Origin of the sequence: Labilibaculum euxinicum, assembly GCF_009795715.1 — a bacterium.
Lineage (GTDB): Bacteria > Bacteroidota > Bacteroidia > Bacteroidales > Marinifilaceae > Labilibaculum > Labilibaculum euxinus.
In genome coordinates, this window is the sequence record NZ_WTCR01000004.1 from 276863 (window position 1) to 291621 (window position 14759).

Here is a 14759-nt window from a genome sequence, read left to right on the forward strand (position 1 = left end):
CTGCTTTTTTTATTTAAGCTGTAACTTAATTCACGTTCACGGCGTCTTATATACTGATTAACATTTTCACTTAAAACACAAATACCTATGAAAAAAATTATCCAAAAGGCCTCCCTTCTAATTGTAGGTCTTACTTTTCTGCTTACAGGAAATACAAGTGCCCAATTTTGGGGCGAAAAAGGGAACGGTAATGTTCAAACACAAGATCGTGAAATTGGATCATTCTCTGCAATTTCGGCAAGTAGTGGATTGAACGTATATGTGACTCAGGGCGACAAAGAATCTTTACGTGTTGAAGCTGACGAAAATCTTATGGAATACATTATTACCCGTGTAAAAGGAAACGAACTGATTCTTAAAGTAGATGGTAATATCCGCAGGGCAACTAAAATGGATATTTACCTTACTCTGGTAAATGTTACCGAAATACACGTTTCAAGCGGAGCAGATTTCAAAACCAGAAACATGATAAACGCAGAGAAATTAGATATTTCGGTAAGCAGTGGTGCCGATGCCAAAATGGAATTAAATGCTAAAGAATTAAGCTGCAGTGTTAGCTCTGGTGCTGATGCCACACTAAGAGGAAAAGCTGATTTTTTTGCTGGTAAAGCAAGCAGTGGCAGCGATCTAAAAGCGAAAGAATTAATCGCAAAAGTTTGCAAGGCAAAAGCGTCCAGTGGTGGTGATGTTACTGTTTATGCAGAAGAAGAAATTGAAGCCAGCGCAAGTTCCGGTGGTGATGTCAACTACTACGGTAATCCTTCAAAAGTAAACGTAAGTGACTCGAGCGGTGGAGATGTTAATCGTCGTTAGAGCAACAAAGAGGCATTTCTTTTCGGAAATGCCTCTTTCAATTCTCACCTTTTTTTCTCTGTAATACTTTGTGTACTCTGTAGTCAAAATTTATTTTTATTTTTTCCACCACAGAGAGCACTGAGGGACACAGAGGTTTATGAATTATTTCTTCTTTTTCTTCTCCTCTACCTGTTTCAGATAATCACCCAGACCTTCGAACGGCATGTAGGTTTTCGGAATGCCTAATTTTGCAGAAGGATCATTTGCCGATAAATCTACTTTCTTCCCACACTTTGGACAACTTACTGTATGATGATTTGTGATTTCTAAAATATTCACAATGATTTCACCCTTGCAATGCGGGCAATCAACAATTACTTCCTGATCGTTAAACTCCATAATTTCTCGTTTTTCTGATTTTATAAAAATGGTAGAAAATTTACTGCTCGCAATCTTTCATTGATAATTGAATTCTTTTTCGGGCAACATCAACCTCGGTTACTTTCACGTTTACGTGCTGATGCAATTGAACCACATCGGCCGGGTTGGATACAAACCGGTTTGCCAGCTGCGAGATATGAACCAAACCATCCTGTTTCACGCCAACATCAACAAAGGCGCCAAAATTGGTGATATTGGTTACAATTCCCGGCAACTCCATGCCCACTTTCAACTGCTCTACTTTATAAATTCCTTCTTTAAACTGGAATACCTTAATAATGGTTCGCGGATCGCGGCCCGGCTTTTCCAATTCCTCCATGATATCTTTCAGGGTAGGCAATCCAACCTCATCGCTAACATATTTATTCAAGTCGATTTGCTTTCGCAATTCCTGATCGGCAATTAAATCGGCCACCGAACACTTTAGATCCTTCGCCATTTGTTTTACAATGCCATACGATTCGGGATGCACGGCTGAGTTATCCAATGGATTTTCAGAATTGGGAATGCGAAGAAAACCTGCGCATTGCTCGAACGCCTTTGCTCCCATTCGTTTCACTTTGGATATCTCTTTGCGGGTATTGAAAGCTCCGTTTTCGGCACGGTAATCAACAATATTTTGAGCCAATTGCGGGCCCAAACCCGACACGTAGTTGAGCAAATGCTTACTGGCCGTGTTCAAATTAACACCCACCTTATTTACACAAGACTCTACCACCTGATCGAGACTTTGCTGCAATAAACTCTGGTCTACATCGTGCTGATATTGTCCAACACCTATCGATTTGGCTTCAATTTTCACCAACTCGGCCAATGGATCCATTAACCGGCGGCCAATGGAAACTGCACCACGCACGGTAACATCATATTCGGGAAACTCTTCGCGGGCTACTTTCGATGCGGAGTAAATAGACGCTCCGGCCTCGCTCACTACAAAAACCTGCACTTTTCGATCGTAATGAAGATTGGTTACAAAACGTTCTGTTTCTCTGCTGGCTGTTCCGTTACCAATAGCAATGGCCTGAATGTTATAAGTCTCGACCATGTTGGTCAGCTTTTTAGCCGCCATACTTCCCTGATTTTGCGGAGGATGCGGATAAATAGTTTCGTTGTGCAGCAAATTTCCCTGCGCATCCAAACAAACCACTTTACATCCACTTCGGTAACCCGGATCTAAAGCCAAAACACGTTTTTGTCCCAGTGGAGATGATAGAAGCAACTGTCTTAGATTCTCTGAAAACACCCGAATGGCTTCTTTATCGGCAGCTTCTTTCGAAGCATTTGCAAATTCTGTTTCCAATGATGATCCCAACAATCTTTTGTAGGCATCTTTTACTGCAAGTTCTACCTGCTGGGAAGCTGCAGTATTTCCTTTCACAAAAAGCCGGTTCAACCGATCCAATACTTCTTCCTCATCGGGAGCAATGCTTACACGCAAAACTCCTTCGGCCTCGCCTCTTCGCAAAGCCAGTATTCTATGCGAGGCTACTTTTTTTAAAGGCTCTTCCGACTCAAAATAATCTTTGAATTTCTCTCCTTCTTCCTCTTTTCCTTTTACTACTTTAGAACGAATTACCGCCTGACGCTGAAATATGCTGCGAACCGAATTTCTGGCCACCTCATTTTCGTTTACCCACTCGGCAATTATATCCCGTGCCCCCTGCAAAGCTTCATCGGTGTTTGGCACTTCATCCGTCAAAAACTGCGATGCTCTGCTTTCCACATCACGTTCTTCCTGCTTCATTAAGATTTTTGCCAAGGGTTCCAGTCCCTTTTCCCTGGCCTTTACCGCCTTGGTTTTTCTCTTTTGCTTGTAGGGCAGGTACAAATCTTCCAACTGATTTAGCTCTCCACAAGCCATAATGCGTTGCCTCAACTCATCGGTGAGCTTATCCTGCTTCTCAATGGAATCAAGAATGCTTTCGCGACGTTTATCCAGCTCCGTTAAACGGGCAATTTCGTCTTTTATATTGCCAATCTGCACCTCATCCAAACTACCCGTCATCTCTTTTCTATAACGGGAAATAAATGGCAAAGTGGCACCTTCGCTCAATAGCTGCAAGGTATTTTCAACCTGAAAAGCCTGCAACTGCAAGCTTTTCTTTATATGATCTATGTATTTTTTCATCTATTTTAGATATGAGATATTAGACCTGAGATTTGAGACCACTCCTGCCTGTTAACTATTATTTCTTAGGTATCTTTTGCATTCGTTCCCCGAACGCTCTACACAATCTTCTAACGAGAGTCCGTTAAAATAATTGCCGGTTAGATAAACTCCTGCTTGTTCCGCCAATTTTTGAATTTCCTGAATTCGCTCTTTATGTCCCAAATCCAAAACCGGCAACCTGTGATTTGCCACAATTGTCTCATCCAAATCAGATTCATCAACACCAAGCATTTTAGCCATTAAAGCCACTTGTTCTTCTTTTCGGATACTATTTTCTTCGAAATGAAAAGCAAATCCTCTTGATTCTTTGTGCTCCATTACATCTCTTGTCACCATCGAAAGACAAGACCCTTGCAAGGGAATAATAAAAGAAACCGGATCGAAGGACAATTTTTCCTTTGGCAGGACAACAGTTCTCGATAAAATATTTTTGGTTGTATATTCTTTCAGCTTAGCAGCCAAATCGGAATTAATCTCAGCAAGTAAACCTCCGGCAACCGATGGAGTTACAGCAAAAGCAATGTCTTTCGCGTTGAATTCTTCTCCTGATTCTGTTGTAACACTTACTTCATTCTCTTTTTGAACCGAAACCACTTTCTGCCCTGTAAGCAAAGTAATATTTTCTGTTTCGGCCAAAGCATTCATAAAACTTTGCATTCCCTTTTTCAGGATAAAGCTTTTAGGATGCCCTTTACTTTTTGTTTTCCTTCGTTTTAGGAAAAATTCTGCAGAAAAGTCATCAGCATTCTGAACAATTACTGCACTAAACATGCGATTAAAAACCTTGTCGTAGTTCTTTTTACCAACAATATTCCCAAAATATTCCTTCACCGTTTTGCCATCTCGTTTCGAGAAAAACAATTTTGGCCCGGATGTTAACAATTCCCATTTACTTACCCCCGACATGATTTTCTCGTGCCGGTCGGTAAACACTTTCATTCCCACCTTGGCTCTTGGCTCAATACTTGGTTCCAATCCTGCAGACTGAATCAACGCAATCAAGTTTGTATAGGAAGCATAGAAAGTATGCGCTCCCATTTCCACCCAAAAATCATTTTTATCGTGGTAGTGAGTATTTAAACAACCGCCAATTCTATTATCACCTTCTAATACAAGAACTTGTTTTCCTTTTTGGGCAACTTGACAGGCGAGACTTAATCCGCTGATACCGGCGCCCACAACAATCATGTCGTATACTTTAGAATGGTTCATGATTTGGGTTCGTTTACGTTTATTTCTTTTTGAAATTCTTTTTCTTGAAAAATTTCTTCTTCCCGCCTCCACTATATGACTTTGGATTGTACTCAGGAGCTTCTCCTAATTCTACGGGCACAGGAATTTTATAAACTGAGGATTCAATCAAATCTTCAATCTTTTTAAAATCGTTTTGATCTTTGGGCGTAATTAATGTAATTGCAACACCTTCGGTTTCGGCTCTCGCAGTTCGGCCAACTCTATGCACATAATCTTCCGCATCATGAGGCACATCAAAATTAATCACCAAGTCGATTGAATCGATATCAATTCCCCGGGCAATTATATCTGTGGCCACCAAAATCTGATACTTTCTGTTTTTGAAATCACGAAGAACATCTTCCCGTTCCTTTTGCTCCAAATCAGATTGAATCCCTGCGGCTTTAAATTTATGCCTTATTAGATCTTTGGTAATTGCTTTTACATTCAACTTTGTAGCAGAAAAAATAATAATACTCTTAATATCCTTGTCTCTTAACAAATGATTTATCAAAGGTATTTTTTGCTCAGGATAAAGCATATATGCCGCTTGCAAAACTCCTTCGGCTGGTTTAGAAATGGCAATATTGATGCTCTCAGGATTATTCATCATAGTTCCTGCCAATTCGCGAATTTTAGATGGCATAGTAGCCGAAAACATTAAATTCTGACGCTCTTTCGGCAAATGACCAATAATTTGCATTAAATCGTCAAAGAACCCCATATCGAGCATTCTATCCGCCTCATCTAAAATTAAATGCTTTAATTTAGATGTGTTTACATAGCCCAGACTCAAATGAGAAATCATTCGGCCGGGAGTGGCGATTACAATATCAGCGCCTTCCATTAATCCCTTTTTCTGCTGATCCCAAACTGAAGAGTCTCCACCTCCATAAACCGAAAGCGATGTAATCGATACGAAATAGCCAAAACCTTCCATTTGCTGATCAATTTGCATCGCCAGTTCACGGGTTGGCACTAAAATTAAAGTGCTAAAACCATCAATTTTATTCTTTTGTATTTTATCCATTATTGGCAGCAAATAGGCTGCGGTTTTTCCGGTACCTGTCTGTGCACAACAAATTAAATCCTTATTGTCGATGATTTGCGGTATAGCAAGTTCCTGAACAGGAGAAGGAGTTTCGAACCCCATGGCTGCAAGCCCGTCCATTAATTCAGGTGTAAAGTTAAATTCTGAAAACTTCAATTTTTTTTGATTTACTTATTGATTACTGGATTTTCAAATTTGAAAACCAACTAAATATCAAGCGACAGGGAAGATACAAAAAACTGATAATTCTGTTACTAATTCCTCTGTGAAAATATTTATACTACTCTACATATAAAACCAGTCCTTTCAGGTACTCTCCCTCTGGATGGTATATGTTTACAGGATGATCTGCCGGTTGTGTTAACTGATGAAGAATCCGTACCGTTCTTCCGGCACTCGCAGCCGCAGCAAAAATGGCTTTTCTAAAATCCTCCTTACTTACCGCCTGCGAACAAGAAAAAGTAAATAGGATTCCACCACTCCTTATCTGTTCGAAACCTATTGTATTTAATCGTTTGTATCCTTTTAAAGCATTCGCGAGCACATTTTTGTGTTTGGCAAAAGCAGGCGGATCCAGTACAATTAAATCGTATTTTCCTGCTGATCGATCCAAATATTTGAATGCATCCTCCGAAAATGCCTCATGACGGGAATCTCCGGGGAAATTTAATTCAACATTTTCTTTTGTAATCTCAATAGCCCGTGCCGAACTGTCTACAGAATGCACCAAGTCTGCACCTCCACGCATTGCATAAAAGGAGAACCCTCCGGTATAGCAAAACATATTCAGCACCGATCGTCCTTTCGAGTATTGCTCCAAAAGACTTCTATTCTCCCGCTGATCAATGAAAAATCCTGTTTTTTGTCCTTTTAACCAATCAACATTGAATTTTAATCCATTCTCTAAAGCAACAAACGAATCTGTATTTCCATACAAATATTCATTCTTTGGTTCTATTCCTGATTTAAAAGGAATTGTTCCTTCCGATTTATCGTAAACAGCTTTTAAATCGTCACCCAAAACGGCTAATAACGCTTTCGCAATTTCTTCGCGATGCAAATACATCCCAACCGAATGACATTGAATTACAGCAGTTCCTGCATAAAAATCGATGATTAATCCAGATAACCCATCTCCCTCGCCATGCACCAAACGACAAACATTATTATCTGCAGTTCCATACAAACCAATTGCTTTTCTCATTTTGCAGGCCGATTCGAATTTTCCCACCCAAAAATCAAGATTGATCTCTACTTTTTCGAAGGAAATAATTCTCACCACAATTGATCCAATGGCAATATGCCCGATCCCTAAAAACTCTTCTCTTGCCGAATAAACAGCAACCAAATCTCCTTCTTCCAGCCCTTCGTCCACTCTACTTACCGCTCCCGAAAAAATCCAGGGATGAAATCGTTTAATAGAATGTTCTTTCCCTTGCTTAAGGATAACTTTTGGATAATTTATCATTTTGGAAATTTCTTTTCTTTTTGAACAGAGAGAAATCTAATCGGAAAAATAATTTTCCCCGCCGATTCTCTCTTTAAAAATAACAATTCAAACTTTTATAATTCAGGACAGATACTAAATGAAGAATTCTCTTAATTAAAGTTTTGTTTACTATGCTATTGAAGCCTTTAATTTTTCGAATATTTTAAGGGATACCCAAGCATCGGTAGCTGCATATTTTAATTGTCCGGAACTTAGCTCTTCAGCTTCCCAGTTGGAAACCTGCTGGCGCTTCGAGATTCTGAAATTAAGAACAATAGCTGACAGCTTTTTCAGAGAATAACTTTCAATCCCAAATTTTGAGACATATTCCTGCAACTCAAGAAAACCGTTGGCATCAAAATCATTCAATTTTTGCAACCCCCGAATATCATCTTTTATAGCTGCCCCAACTTTCATAATTTTGGGATCAGCAAGAAGATCAAGCAATTGCTCAGGCAATCCTATTTTATTTATCCTGAAAAGGAAAGTCTTGGAATTAGCCGCCAACTGCAGCAAAGCTACATCGTTGACTCTTCCCTTTTTAAATGACGGTCGCGTTTCTGTATCGAATCCCAAAATTGGAAATTTTTTCAAATACTGAACAGCATTATCCAATTCCATGTCTTGATCGACCAGAACAATTTCACCATCAAAGCCCTGCAATGGCAATTCGTTTACTTCTTCCTTTGTAATTGATTTTTGAAATGGTAACATCTATTACTCTTTTTCTAAGGAAAACATGAATTTATTTTCCCATCTATTGATCCTCTTCTCCCCATTCTCTTTTCCTCTGCGAAAAGATTGAGTTACTTAAGTCGATATTATCTAATTTGGAGCGATCAGAATCTTCAATCTCCTCATCAAGATTTTCGTTTTTTGCCATCAAATTATGAATTGACCGCAATGAATTTACTAAATTCTGTCCCCAATGTTGATAGAAACTATTATTTAGATCCCACAATGCCTCGTTCATCACATCCATTGTGCCAATTCTGTAGGAGGTAAGAAAATCTTTTACATCCTGATAAATATCGGCAAAATTTTCTGATATAGAAGCAATAACTGGTGTTTCACTATATTCCATATCTTCTTCGAACACTTCAAGATACTGATCGTGAGCACCCATTTTTGACTGAACCGAAGAATGAATAAATTCCCAATCCGACTCAGAAACAAATTTTTCAATCTCTTCCTCTAAGTCTGTTTCGTTTTTAGGCAGCAAACATGCCTTTAGGTAAAGCAAAGGCAATAACTTCTGAGCTGTTTCAATAAATTCAATCTTTGATATCTTAGCACAGTTTTCCAACAGCAAACAAAATTCATTGGCAACTGCTACAAACTCGATAACATTTTTTGAATAAACAATATGGTCAAACTGATCTTTCATCTTCTATCTAATACTATAAGCATGCAAAAATAACAAGATTTTACGAATATTTGGCAGAATAGTAATATACTACTGCTTATAAAAGAATAAAAACAAGAGTTAAAAGGAGATATAACGAACACGATTGCCATCTAAGGACTCAAGCTCTTCATTGTCTTTCAAAAAACGAATCACCTCCAAAACAGATTCTTCCGAGTATTTCGACACTTTAATAATCTCATCAACACATAAAGTTTCCTTGCCCAATGTGGCGCAAATTTCATTATAAATCTTAGCAAACTCGTCCTTGCTTAAGTCATTTCCTTCCGCCTCTTTGCAAATATCACACTGCCCACATTCAGGAGCATATTTTTGTCCGAAATACTCCAACAAATATTTCGACCGACAAATGGTTGTTGTTTCAGCGTAATTAATTACTGCATTAATTTTCTGAGATAAATTTTCCTTCCGATCCTGATAAACTTCTTTCGTAAACTTTATAAAATTGAGTGGTAATCGTTCCTGTGTATAAATAATAAACGGTGTCTTTTTTCTTGGAATGTATTGAATCACCTTGTATTTCGATAATTCTTTCAAATAAGAAATAATTAACTCCTTGGAAGTTTTTATACGTTTTGCCAGCAAATCTATATTAACTGGAACAAAATCGGTAAATAAACCGGTAAAAGACCGAAGAAGAACTTTTATAAACGCATCAAAATCTTTATTGGCCACCTGAAATTTATACAAATCATCTCTTTCAATTCGAAAATGTATTCTCGATTCGTGTTCCAAATCATCTGTAAGCTCTAAATATCCAGCTCTTTGCAAAACCTTTAAACTATTAAAAGCCTGAAGCACATTAAATTTAAAATTATGGCAAAACAAAGCTAAATCGAAATCGAAAACTGCATCCTTTCCAGCCCCCTCGGCAACCTGCAAAAAGTTCCCCACCGATTGATATACTCTTTTAATCGTATCTTTTTCAGGAAAAGAAGTAGAAATCCGTTTCAACAATTGTACTCTGTCAGGCTTCGAATACAGCAATACAGCAAAGGCTTTTTTCCCATCGCGACCGGCACGACCCGCCTCCTGAAAATAAGCCTCCAGCGAATCAGGCAAATCCATATGAACTACAGTTCTCACATCGGCTTTATCAATTCCCATTCCGAAAGCATTGGTCGCAACCATAACCTGAAAAATGCCCCTTTTCCATCTGTCCTGACGGAAATCCTTCACCTCATTTGATAAGCCGGCATGATAATATTCCGCCCTAATATTGTTTGTTTTTAAAAAATCGGCTAATTCTTTACTCCTTTTTCTGCTTCGAACATATACAACCGAACTCCCCCTCTGCTTGCTGAATATTTTAAGCAGATATCTCTTTTTATCTTCAACCTCCCTAACCAGATAAATTAAATTCTTGCGTTCAAAACTCTTTCGAAAAACGTTCTTCTCCTTAAATCCCAGTTTATCCTGAATATCATTAACCACATCAGGGGTTGCCGTGGCTGTTAAAGCCAAAACCGGCACTTCGGGAAGCAACTCCCGCAAGTGTGTGATTTTTAAGTAAGCAGGCCGAAAATCATAACCCCATTGCGATATACAATGCGATTCATCAACAGCAATCAGGCAAACATTCATCTGCCTTAATTTTATCTGAAATAAATCTGAACCTATCCGCTCGGGCGAGATATACAGAAACTTAATATTGCCGAATAAACATTTATCCAGAATAATTTCAATTTCTTTATGTGTCAATCCTGAATACAGAAGTTCAGCCTTAATGCCTTTGTCTTTTAGGTTTTGCACCTGATCTTTCATTAGAGCTACCAGAGGAGAAACAACAAGGCATATCCCTTCCATTGCCAATGCCGGAATCTGAAAAGTTAATGACTTCCCTCCTCCTGTTGGCATTAAACCAAGCGTATCCTTCCCCTCTGCAACAGATTTAATAATCTCATCCTGCAAAGGCCGGAAACCTACATAGCCCCAATATTTTTTTAGAATCCCGTTAAAACGATCCATCGAACTGAATTACAAGTGATTTGATTAAAAAAACATGATTTTGAAAGATAAATAACAAATTAAAAATAGTAACTTTTGAAATGAATCAACTAATTAACACTTTTTAGAATTCAGAACAATCTCTGTTCCACTATTTTTTTGTAATTTCGCATGCAATTTAAATCTAAAATTATTGCATAATGTCATTTGTTTCTGATAAAATTATTTCTGACGGCCTGACTTTTGATGATGTACTTTTAGTTCCTGCATACTCGGAAGTATTACCTAGAGATGTAAATCTAAAAACCCGTTTCACCCGTAATATTACTCTGAACACTCCAATTGTATCAGCTGCAATGGATACTGTAACCGAATCGGCTTTAGCCATCTCTATTGCCCGTGAAGGTGGGATTGGCGTTATCCACAAAAATATGAGTATTAAATCTCAGGCCAAACAGGTTATGACTGTGAAGAGAGCAGAAAATGGGATGATTTATGATCCTATCACTATTGCTTCCTACAAAACAGTTAAAGATGCATTGGTATTAATGAAAGAATTTAAAATTGGCGGCATTCCTGTTGTCGAATCAGACAAATCATTAAAAGGTATTGTAACCAATCGTGATCTTCGTTTCGAGTTGGATATGGATCGCCCTATTTCTGAAATAATGACCAAAGAAAATCTGGTGACGACTTCGGTTTCAACCGACCTCGAAAAGGCAGCAGCAATTCTTCAGGCCTATAAAATTGAGAAATTACCAGTAATTGATTCCGACAATAAATTAATTGGTCTGGTTACTTATAAAGATATCACCAAAGCAAAAGACAAGCCTTTGGCATGTAAAGATGAAAAAGGGAGACTGAGAGTGGCCGCTGCTGTAGGTGTTTCCGGCGATACTCTCGACAGAATTGAAGCATTGGTGCATGCAAATGCCGATGCAATTATTATCGATACAGCTCACGGACACACAAAAGGTGTAGCCGATCTGCTTAAAATTGCGAAAAAAAGATTTCCCGACATGCAGTTTGTTGTTGGAAACATTGCAACTCCTGAAGCCGCTTTATTTTTAGTTGAAGCAGGTGCTGATGCTGTAAAAGTTGGGATTGGTCCTGGTTCTATTTGCACCACACGTGTAATTGCAGGTGTTGGTGTTCCTCAGCTTACCGCGATTTATGAAATTGCAAAAGCCCTTGAAGGAACAGGTGTTCCTGTTATTGCAGATGGTGGTTTACGTTACTCCGGTGATATTGTAAAAGCAATTGCTGCCGGTGCAGATTCAATTATGGCAGGTTCTTTATTTGCAGGTGTTGAAGAATCTCCGGGAGAAACGATCATTTACAATGGTCGTAAATTTAAATCGTACCGAGGTATGGGATCCATTGAAGCCATGCAGCAAGGATCAAAAGACCGTTACTTTCAGGATGCTGAAGATGATATTAAAAAATTAGTTCCGGAAGGAATTGTAGCCCGTGTACCTTATAAAGGAACCCTTTATGAAGTTATCTATCAATTGGTAGGCGGACTAAGAGCCGGAATGGGTTATTGTGGTGCTCCTAATATCGAAGCACTTCACAATGCTAAATTTGTAAAAATAACTGCTTCGGGAATGGCAGAAAGTCATCCTCATGATGTTGCAATTACCCGCGAAGCTCCAAATTACAGCAGATAGTCATATCTGATATTTCATGATAGCCTGTCGCGTACAAGTTATCATTTTTTTTGCGGTTCAATGATCACATTAAATCTGCTAAATGAAGAGAGTATTCTTTTATCTATCAATAATGCTGTGTTGCCAAATGGCAAGCTTTGGACAATCACATCCAACAGATACTCTTTTTACAATAAACAATATTCCTTTCTCTTCTCAGGAGTTTAAAGAACTATACCAGGCAAACAATCAGTTATCTATAGAAGAAGCTCTGAATCTTTACATCCTGTTTCAGGTTAAATTAGCCGAGGCAAAAAGGTTAAGAATTGATACACTTCCCGAAGTAAAACACGAGTTACAAATCAGCAGAGACGTTGCCCTTAACTCGTTTCTTTATCCTACAGTTATAACCGAAGAAAAAATCCAGGAAGCTTTCAACCGGATCCAATACTTTCTTAAAGCGAGACATATTTTAGTGAAAATCAGCAAACTAGATAACGACACGCTTGTCGCTTATCAGAAAGCACAGGAGGTTTATCAGGATCTGCTACAAGGAAAATCATTTAAAAAAACAGCACGAAAAAATTCGGATGATCAGTCTGTAAAAGAAAACAATGGAGAATTAGGTTATTTTACCGCGTTTGACATGGAATACCGGTTTGAATCTGCTGCTTACAAATTGAAGGTCGGCGAATTTTCGAAACCCGTAAGAACACAATTTGGATACCATATAATTCAAATTCTGGAAAAAATACCAAATCCTGGAAAAGTAAAAATCAGACACATACTACTCGAGTATCAACCTGAAAATGAATCGGAAATAAAACAAAAAATTGATTCGCTTTATACAATACTTATGAAAGGTGCTGATTTCGCACAATTAGCAAAAAATTATTCCGAAGATAAAAGATCAGCTCCATCAGGAGGCATTCTTCCTTGGTTCGGATTATTTGAAACACACCCAAAAATTGAAAAAACAGCATTTCAATTAAAAGAAATTGGAGAAATATCGAAACCCGTTAAAACCAATTTCGGATATCATATTTTACAATTAACCGATAAAAAAAACTACTCTTCATTAGACGATTGCAGAGAAGAAATTCAACGACTAATTGCATCAGATAGTCGTTCAAAACTAAGTACTGAAGAATTGATTGCTAAAATCAAAAAAGACTATCAATTTAAAGAAAACAGAGAGCTTCTTTCTAATTTTTATTCCATTTTAGATTATGCCTATGCTGATTTATGGGAGCCACTTTTCACAATAGACGGAAAGAAATATACCCAGGAAGATTTTGCAAATTATCTTAGCCAGCAGGCATCTAAGGATATTTATGAAAATTTTATAGAATACATCAACCGAATTTACGATAATTTCTCAAACAATAGTATCTTAGCCTTTTACAAAAATCAGTTACTTGAGAGCAATACCGATCTCATAAATCTGATTCAAAATTATGAAAACAGAGTGTTGGTTTTGGGCATTACAAAACAAAAAGTTTGGTTGCCGGCAAAACAAAATAATAAAGGTTTGATGGAATTCTATCAAAACCAAATAAATAGGTACAACAACAATGTTGATTTTGAAAGTATTAAACAAGAGGTCACTTCTGATTACAAAATGTATTTAAAAGAAGTTTGGGAAGATCAATTGCGAAACAATTACAAAATTGAAATCTCACAATCAACATTAAACAAAATTGTTCAACAACAAAATGACTAAATATTCCTTACTGTTACTACTTTTTGTAATTCTTTATTCATGCAACTCGAATAAAAGTGAAAACGATAAGCCAGTAGCAAAAGTAAACGACAACATTCTTTATTTAAGTACAGTTAAAGAGGTAATTCCAAATGGCATCAGCAAGGATGACAGCCTTCTTATTGCCCAAAACTACACACATCAGTGGATAAAAAAACAACTTATCATATCAAAAGCAGAACTCAATCTGTCTGAGGAAGACAAAGATGTTAGTAAAATGGTTGAAGACTACAGATCGTCACTAATAATTCACAAATACCAACAACAATTAATAGAACAGAAAATTGACACCCTGATTAGTCAATTCGAAATCGAAAATTATTATAGAAGTTATTCGGCTAATTTCATTTTAAACCGAAACATTCTTAAAGCATTATATATAAAAATACCTATTCCGGTCCCTAATCTTTCAAAAATTCAAAAGCTTTACAAATCGGAAAAAGAAGACGATTGGGCTGAATTGGAGGACTACTGTTTTCAGAATGCAACAAAATTTGATAATTTTAGCGATCGTTGGATTTATGCTCAAGAACTTTTGGATAAACTTCCAGGTAATATAAATGATGAAGTTAAATTTCTGAAGCGCACAAAATACTATGAAACAAGCGATTCAACACATCATTACTTTGTGAAAATTCAGGAATTTGAACTAAAAGACAATCTTGCTCCTTTGCCTTTTGTTAAGGAAGACATTAAAAAAATATTATTAAACAAACGTAAAATTCAGTTTATTAAAAATTTGGAAGAGAACATTTACAGAGATGCTGAATCCAAAAACAAATTCAAAATTTATTAA

The 14759-nt window shown here is 37.5% G+C and carries 12 protein-coding genes; 4 read left to right on the forward strand and 8 right to left on the reverse strand.

Annotated features, from left to right (window positions below):
- Positions 1–87: 87 nt before the first annotated feature.
- Positions 88–813: a head GIN domain-containing protein gene (locus tag GQR60_RS06695; protein ID WP_124992191.1), complete on the forward strand. Its 726-nt coding sequence runs from the start codon at positions 88–90 to the stop codon at positions 811–813.
- Positions 814–957: 144 nt separating this feature from the next.
- Here the strand turns inward: GQR60_RS06695 and GQR60_RS06700 are convergent, their stop codons facing one another.
- The 8 genes from GQR60_RS06700 to GQR60_RS06735 all read right to left on the reverse strand — a co-directional run bounded on the left by GQR60_RS06700 (position 958) and on the right by GQR60_RS06735 (position 10573).
- Positions 958–1194 carry a hypothetical protein gene (locus tag GQR60_RS06700; RefSeq protein ID WP_124992192.1) on the reverse strand — a complete coding sequence of 79 codons (237 nt, stop codon included), beginning with the start codon at positions 1192–1194 and terminating at the stop codon, positions 958–960.
- Positions 1195–1234: 40 nt separating this feature from the next.
- The gene (locus GQR60_RS06705) at positions 1235–3364 is read right to left on the reverse strand and encodes a Tex family protein (RefSeq protein WP_124992193.1); all 2130 of its coding nucleotides are present in this window, start codon (positions 3362–3364) and stop codon (positions 1235–1237) included.
- A gap of 51 nt (positions 3365–3415) precedes the next feature.
- A complete protein-coding gene (locus GQR60_RS06710; protein ID WP_124992194.1) occupies positions 3416–4618 on the reverse strand; it encodes a protoporphyrinogen/coproporphyrinogen oxidase in 1203 nt (400 codons plus the stop codon).
- Positions 4619–4637: 19 nt separating this feature from the next.
- Positions 4638–5846, reverse strand: a complete 1209-nt coding sequence (locus GQR60_RS06715) for a DEAD/DEAH box helicase (RefSeq protein ID WP_124992195.1) — start codon at positions 5844–5846, stop codon at positions 4638–4640.
- A 124-nt stretch (positions 5847–5970) separates the two neighbouring features.
- Positions 5971–7158: a class I SAM-dependent rRNA methyltransferase gene (locus GQR60_RS06720; protein WP_124992196.1), complete on the reverse strand. Its 1188-nt coding sequence runs from the start codon at positions 7156–7158 to the stop codon at positions 5971–5973.
- 150 nt (positions 7159–7308) lie between these two features.
- A complete protein-coding gene (locus tag GQR60_RS06725) occupies positions 7309–7893 on the reverse strand; it encodes a 3'-5' exonuclease (protein WP_124992197.1) in 585 nt (194 codons plus the stop codon).
- Between the two features lie 43 nt (positions 7894–7936).
- Complete coding sequence (locus GQR60_RS06730) at positions 7937–8566, reverse strand: DUF5063 domain-containing protein (protein WP_124992198.1); 630 nt, start codon at positions 8564–8566, stop codon at positions 7937–7939.
- Positions 8567–8665: 99 nt separating this feature from the next.
- On the reverse strand, positions 8666–10573 hold the full coding sequence (locus GQR60_RS06735) for a RecQ family ATP-dependent DNA helicase (RefSeq protein ID WP_124992199.1): 1908 nt from the start codon (positions 10571–10573) through the stop codon (positions 8666–8668).
- A 179-nt stretch (positions 10574–10752) separates the two neighbouring features.
- Here GQR60_RS06735 and guaB point away from each other — a divergent pair, with 179 nt between their 5' ends.
- From guaB to GQR60_RS06750, 3 genes are all read left to right on the forward strand, one after another.
- Positions 10753–12222, forward strand: coding sequence for an IMP dehydrogenase (gene guaB, locus GQR60_RS06740; protein WP_124992200.1), 1470 nt, complete (start codon positions 10753–10755; stop codon positions 12220–12222).
- Between the two features lie 82 nt (positions 12223–12304).
- Entirely contained in the window at positions 12305–13924 is a 1620-nt protein-coding gene (locus tag GQR60_RS06745; protein WP_124992201.1) for a peptidylprolyl isomerase, read from the forward strand.
- Positions 13917–14759 (forward strand): peptidyl-prolyl cis-trans isomerase, encoded by an 843-nt coding sequence (locus GQR60_RS06750; RefSeq protein WP_124992202.1) that lies wholly within the window; start codon positions 13917–13919, stop codon positions 14757–14759. Before GQR60_RS06745 ends, GQR60_RS06750 begins: the two co-directional genes overlap by 8 nt.

Excerpts from the sequence above, each read along its gene's own strand:
- GQR60_RS06710 (WP_124992194.1), bottom strand. The coding sequence starts at position 4,618 with ATGAACCATTCTAAAGTATACGACATGATTGTTGTGGGCGCCGGTATC.
- GQR60_RS06700 (WP_124992192.1), bottom strand. The coding sequence starts at position 1,194 with ATGGAGTTTAACGATCAGGAAGTAATTGTTGATTGCCCGCATTGCAAG.
- GQR60_RS06745 (WP_124992201.1), top strand. The coding sequence starts at position 12,305 with ATGAAGAGAGTATTCTTTTATCTATCAATAATGCTGTGTTGCCAAATG.
- GQR60_RS06720 (WP_124992196.1), bottom strand. The coding sequence starts at position 7,158 with ATGATAAATTATCCAAAAGTTATCCTTAAGCAAGGGAAAGAACATTCT.
- GQR60_RS06695 (WP_124992191.1), top strand. The coding sequence starts at position 88 with ATGAAAAAAATTATCCAAAAGGCCTCCCTTCTAATTGTAGGTCTTACT.
- GQR60_RS06735 (WP_124992199.1), bottom strand. The coding sequence starts at position 10,573 with ATGGATCGTTTTAACGGGATTCTAAAAAAATATTGGGGCTATGTAGGT.
- GQR60_RS06705 (WP_124992193.1), bottom strand. The coding sequence starts at position 3,364 with ATGAAAAAATACATAGATCATATAAAGAAAAGCTTGCAGTTGCAGGCT.
- guaB (WP_124992200.1), top strand. The coding sequence starts at position 10,753 with ATGTCATTTGTTTCTGATAAAATTATTTCTGACGGCCTGACTTTTGAT.
- GQR60_RS06750 (WP_124992202.1), top strand. The coding sequence starts at position 13,917 with ATGACTAAATATTCCTTACTGTTACTACTTTTTGTAATTCTTTATTCA.
- GQR60_RS06725 (WP_124992197.1), bottom strand. The coding sequence starts at position 7,893 with ATGTTACCATTTCAAAAATCAATTACAAAGGAAGAAGTAAACGAATTG.
- GQR60_RS06730 (WP_124992198.1), bottom strand. The coding sequence starts at position 8,566 with ATGAAAGATCAGTTTGACCATATTGTTTATTCAAAAAATGTTATCGAG.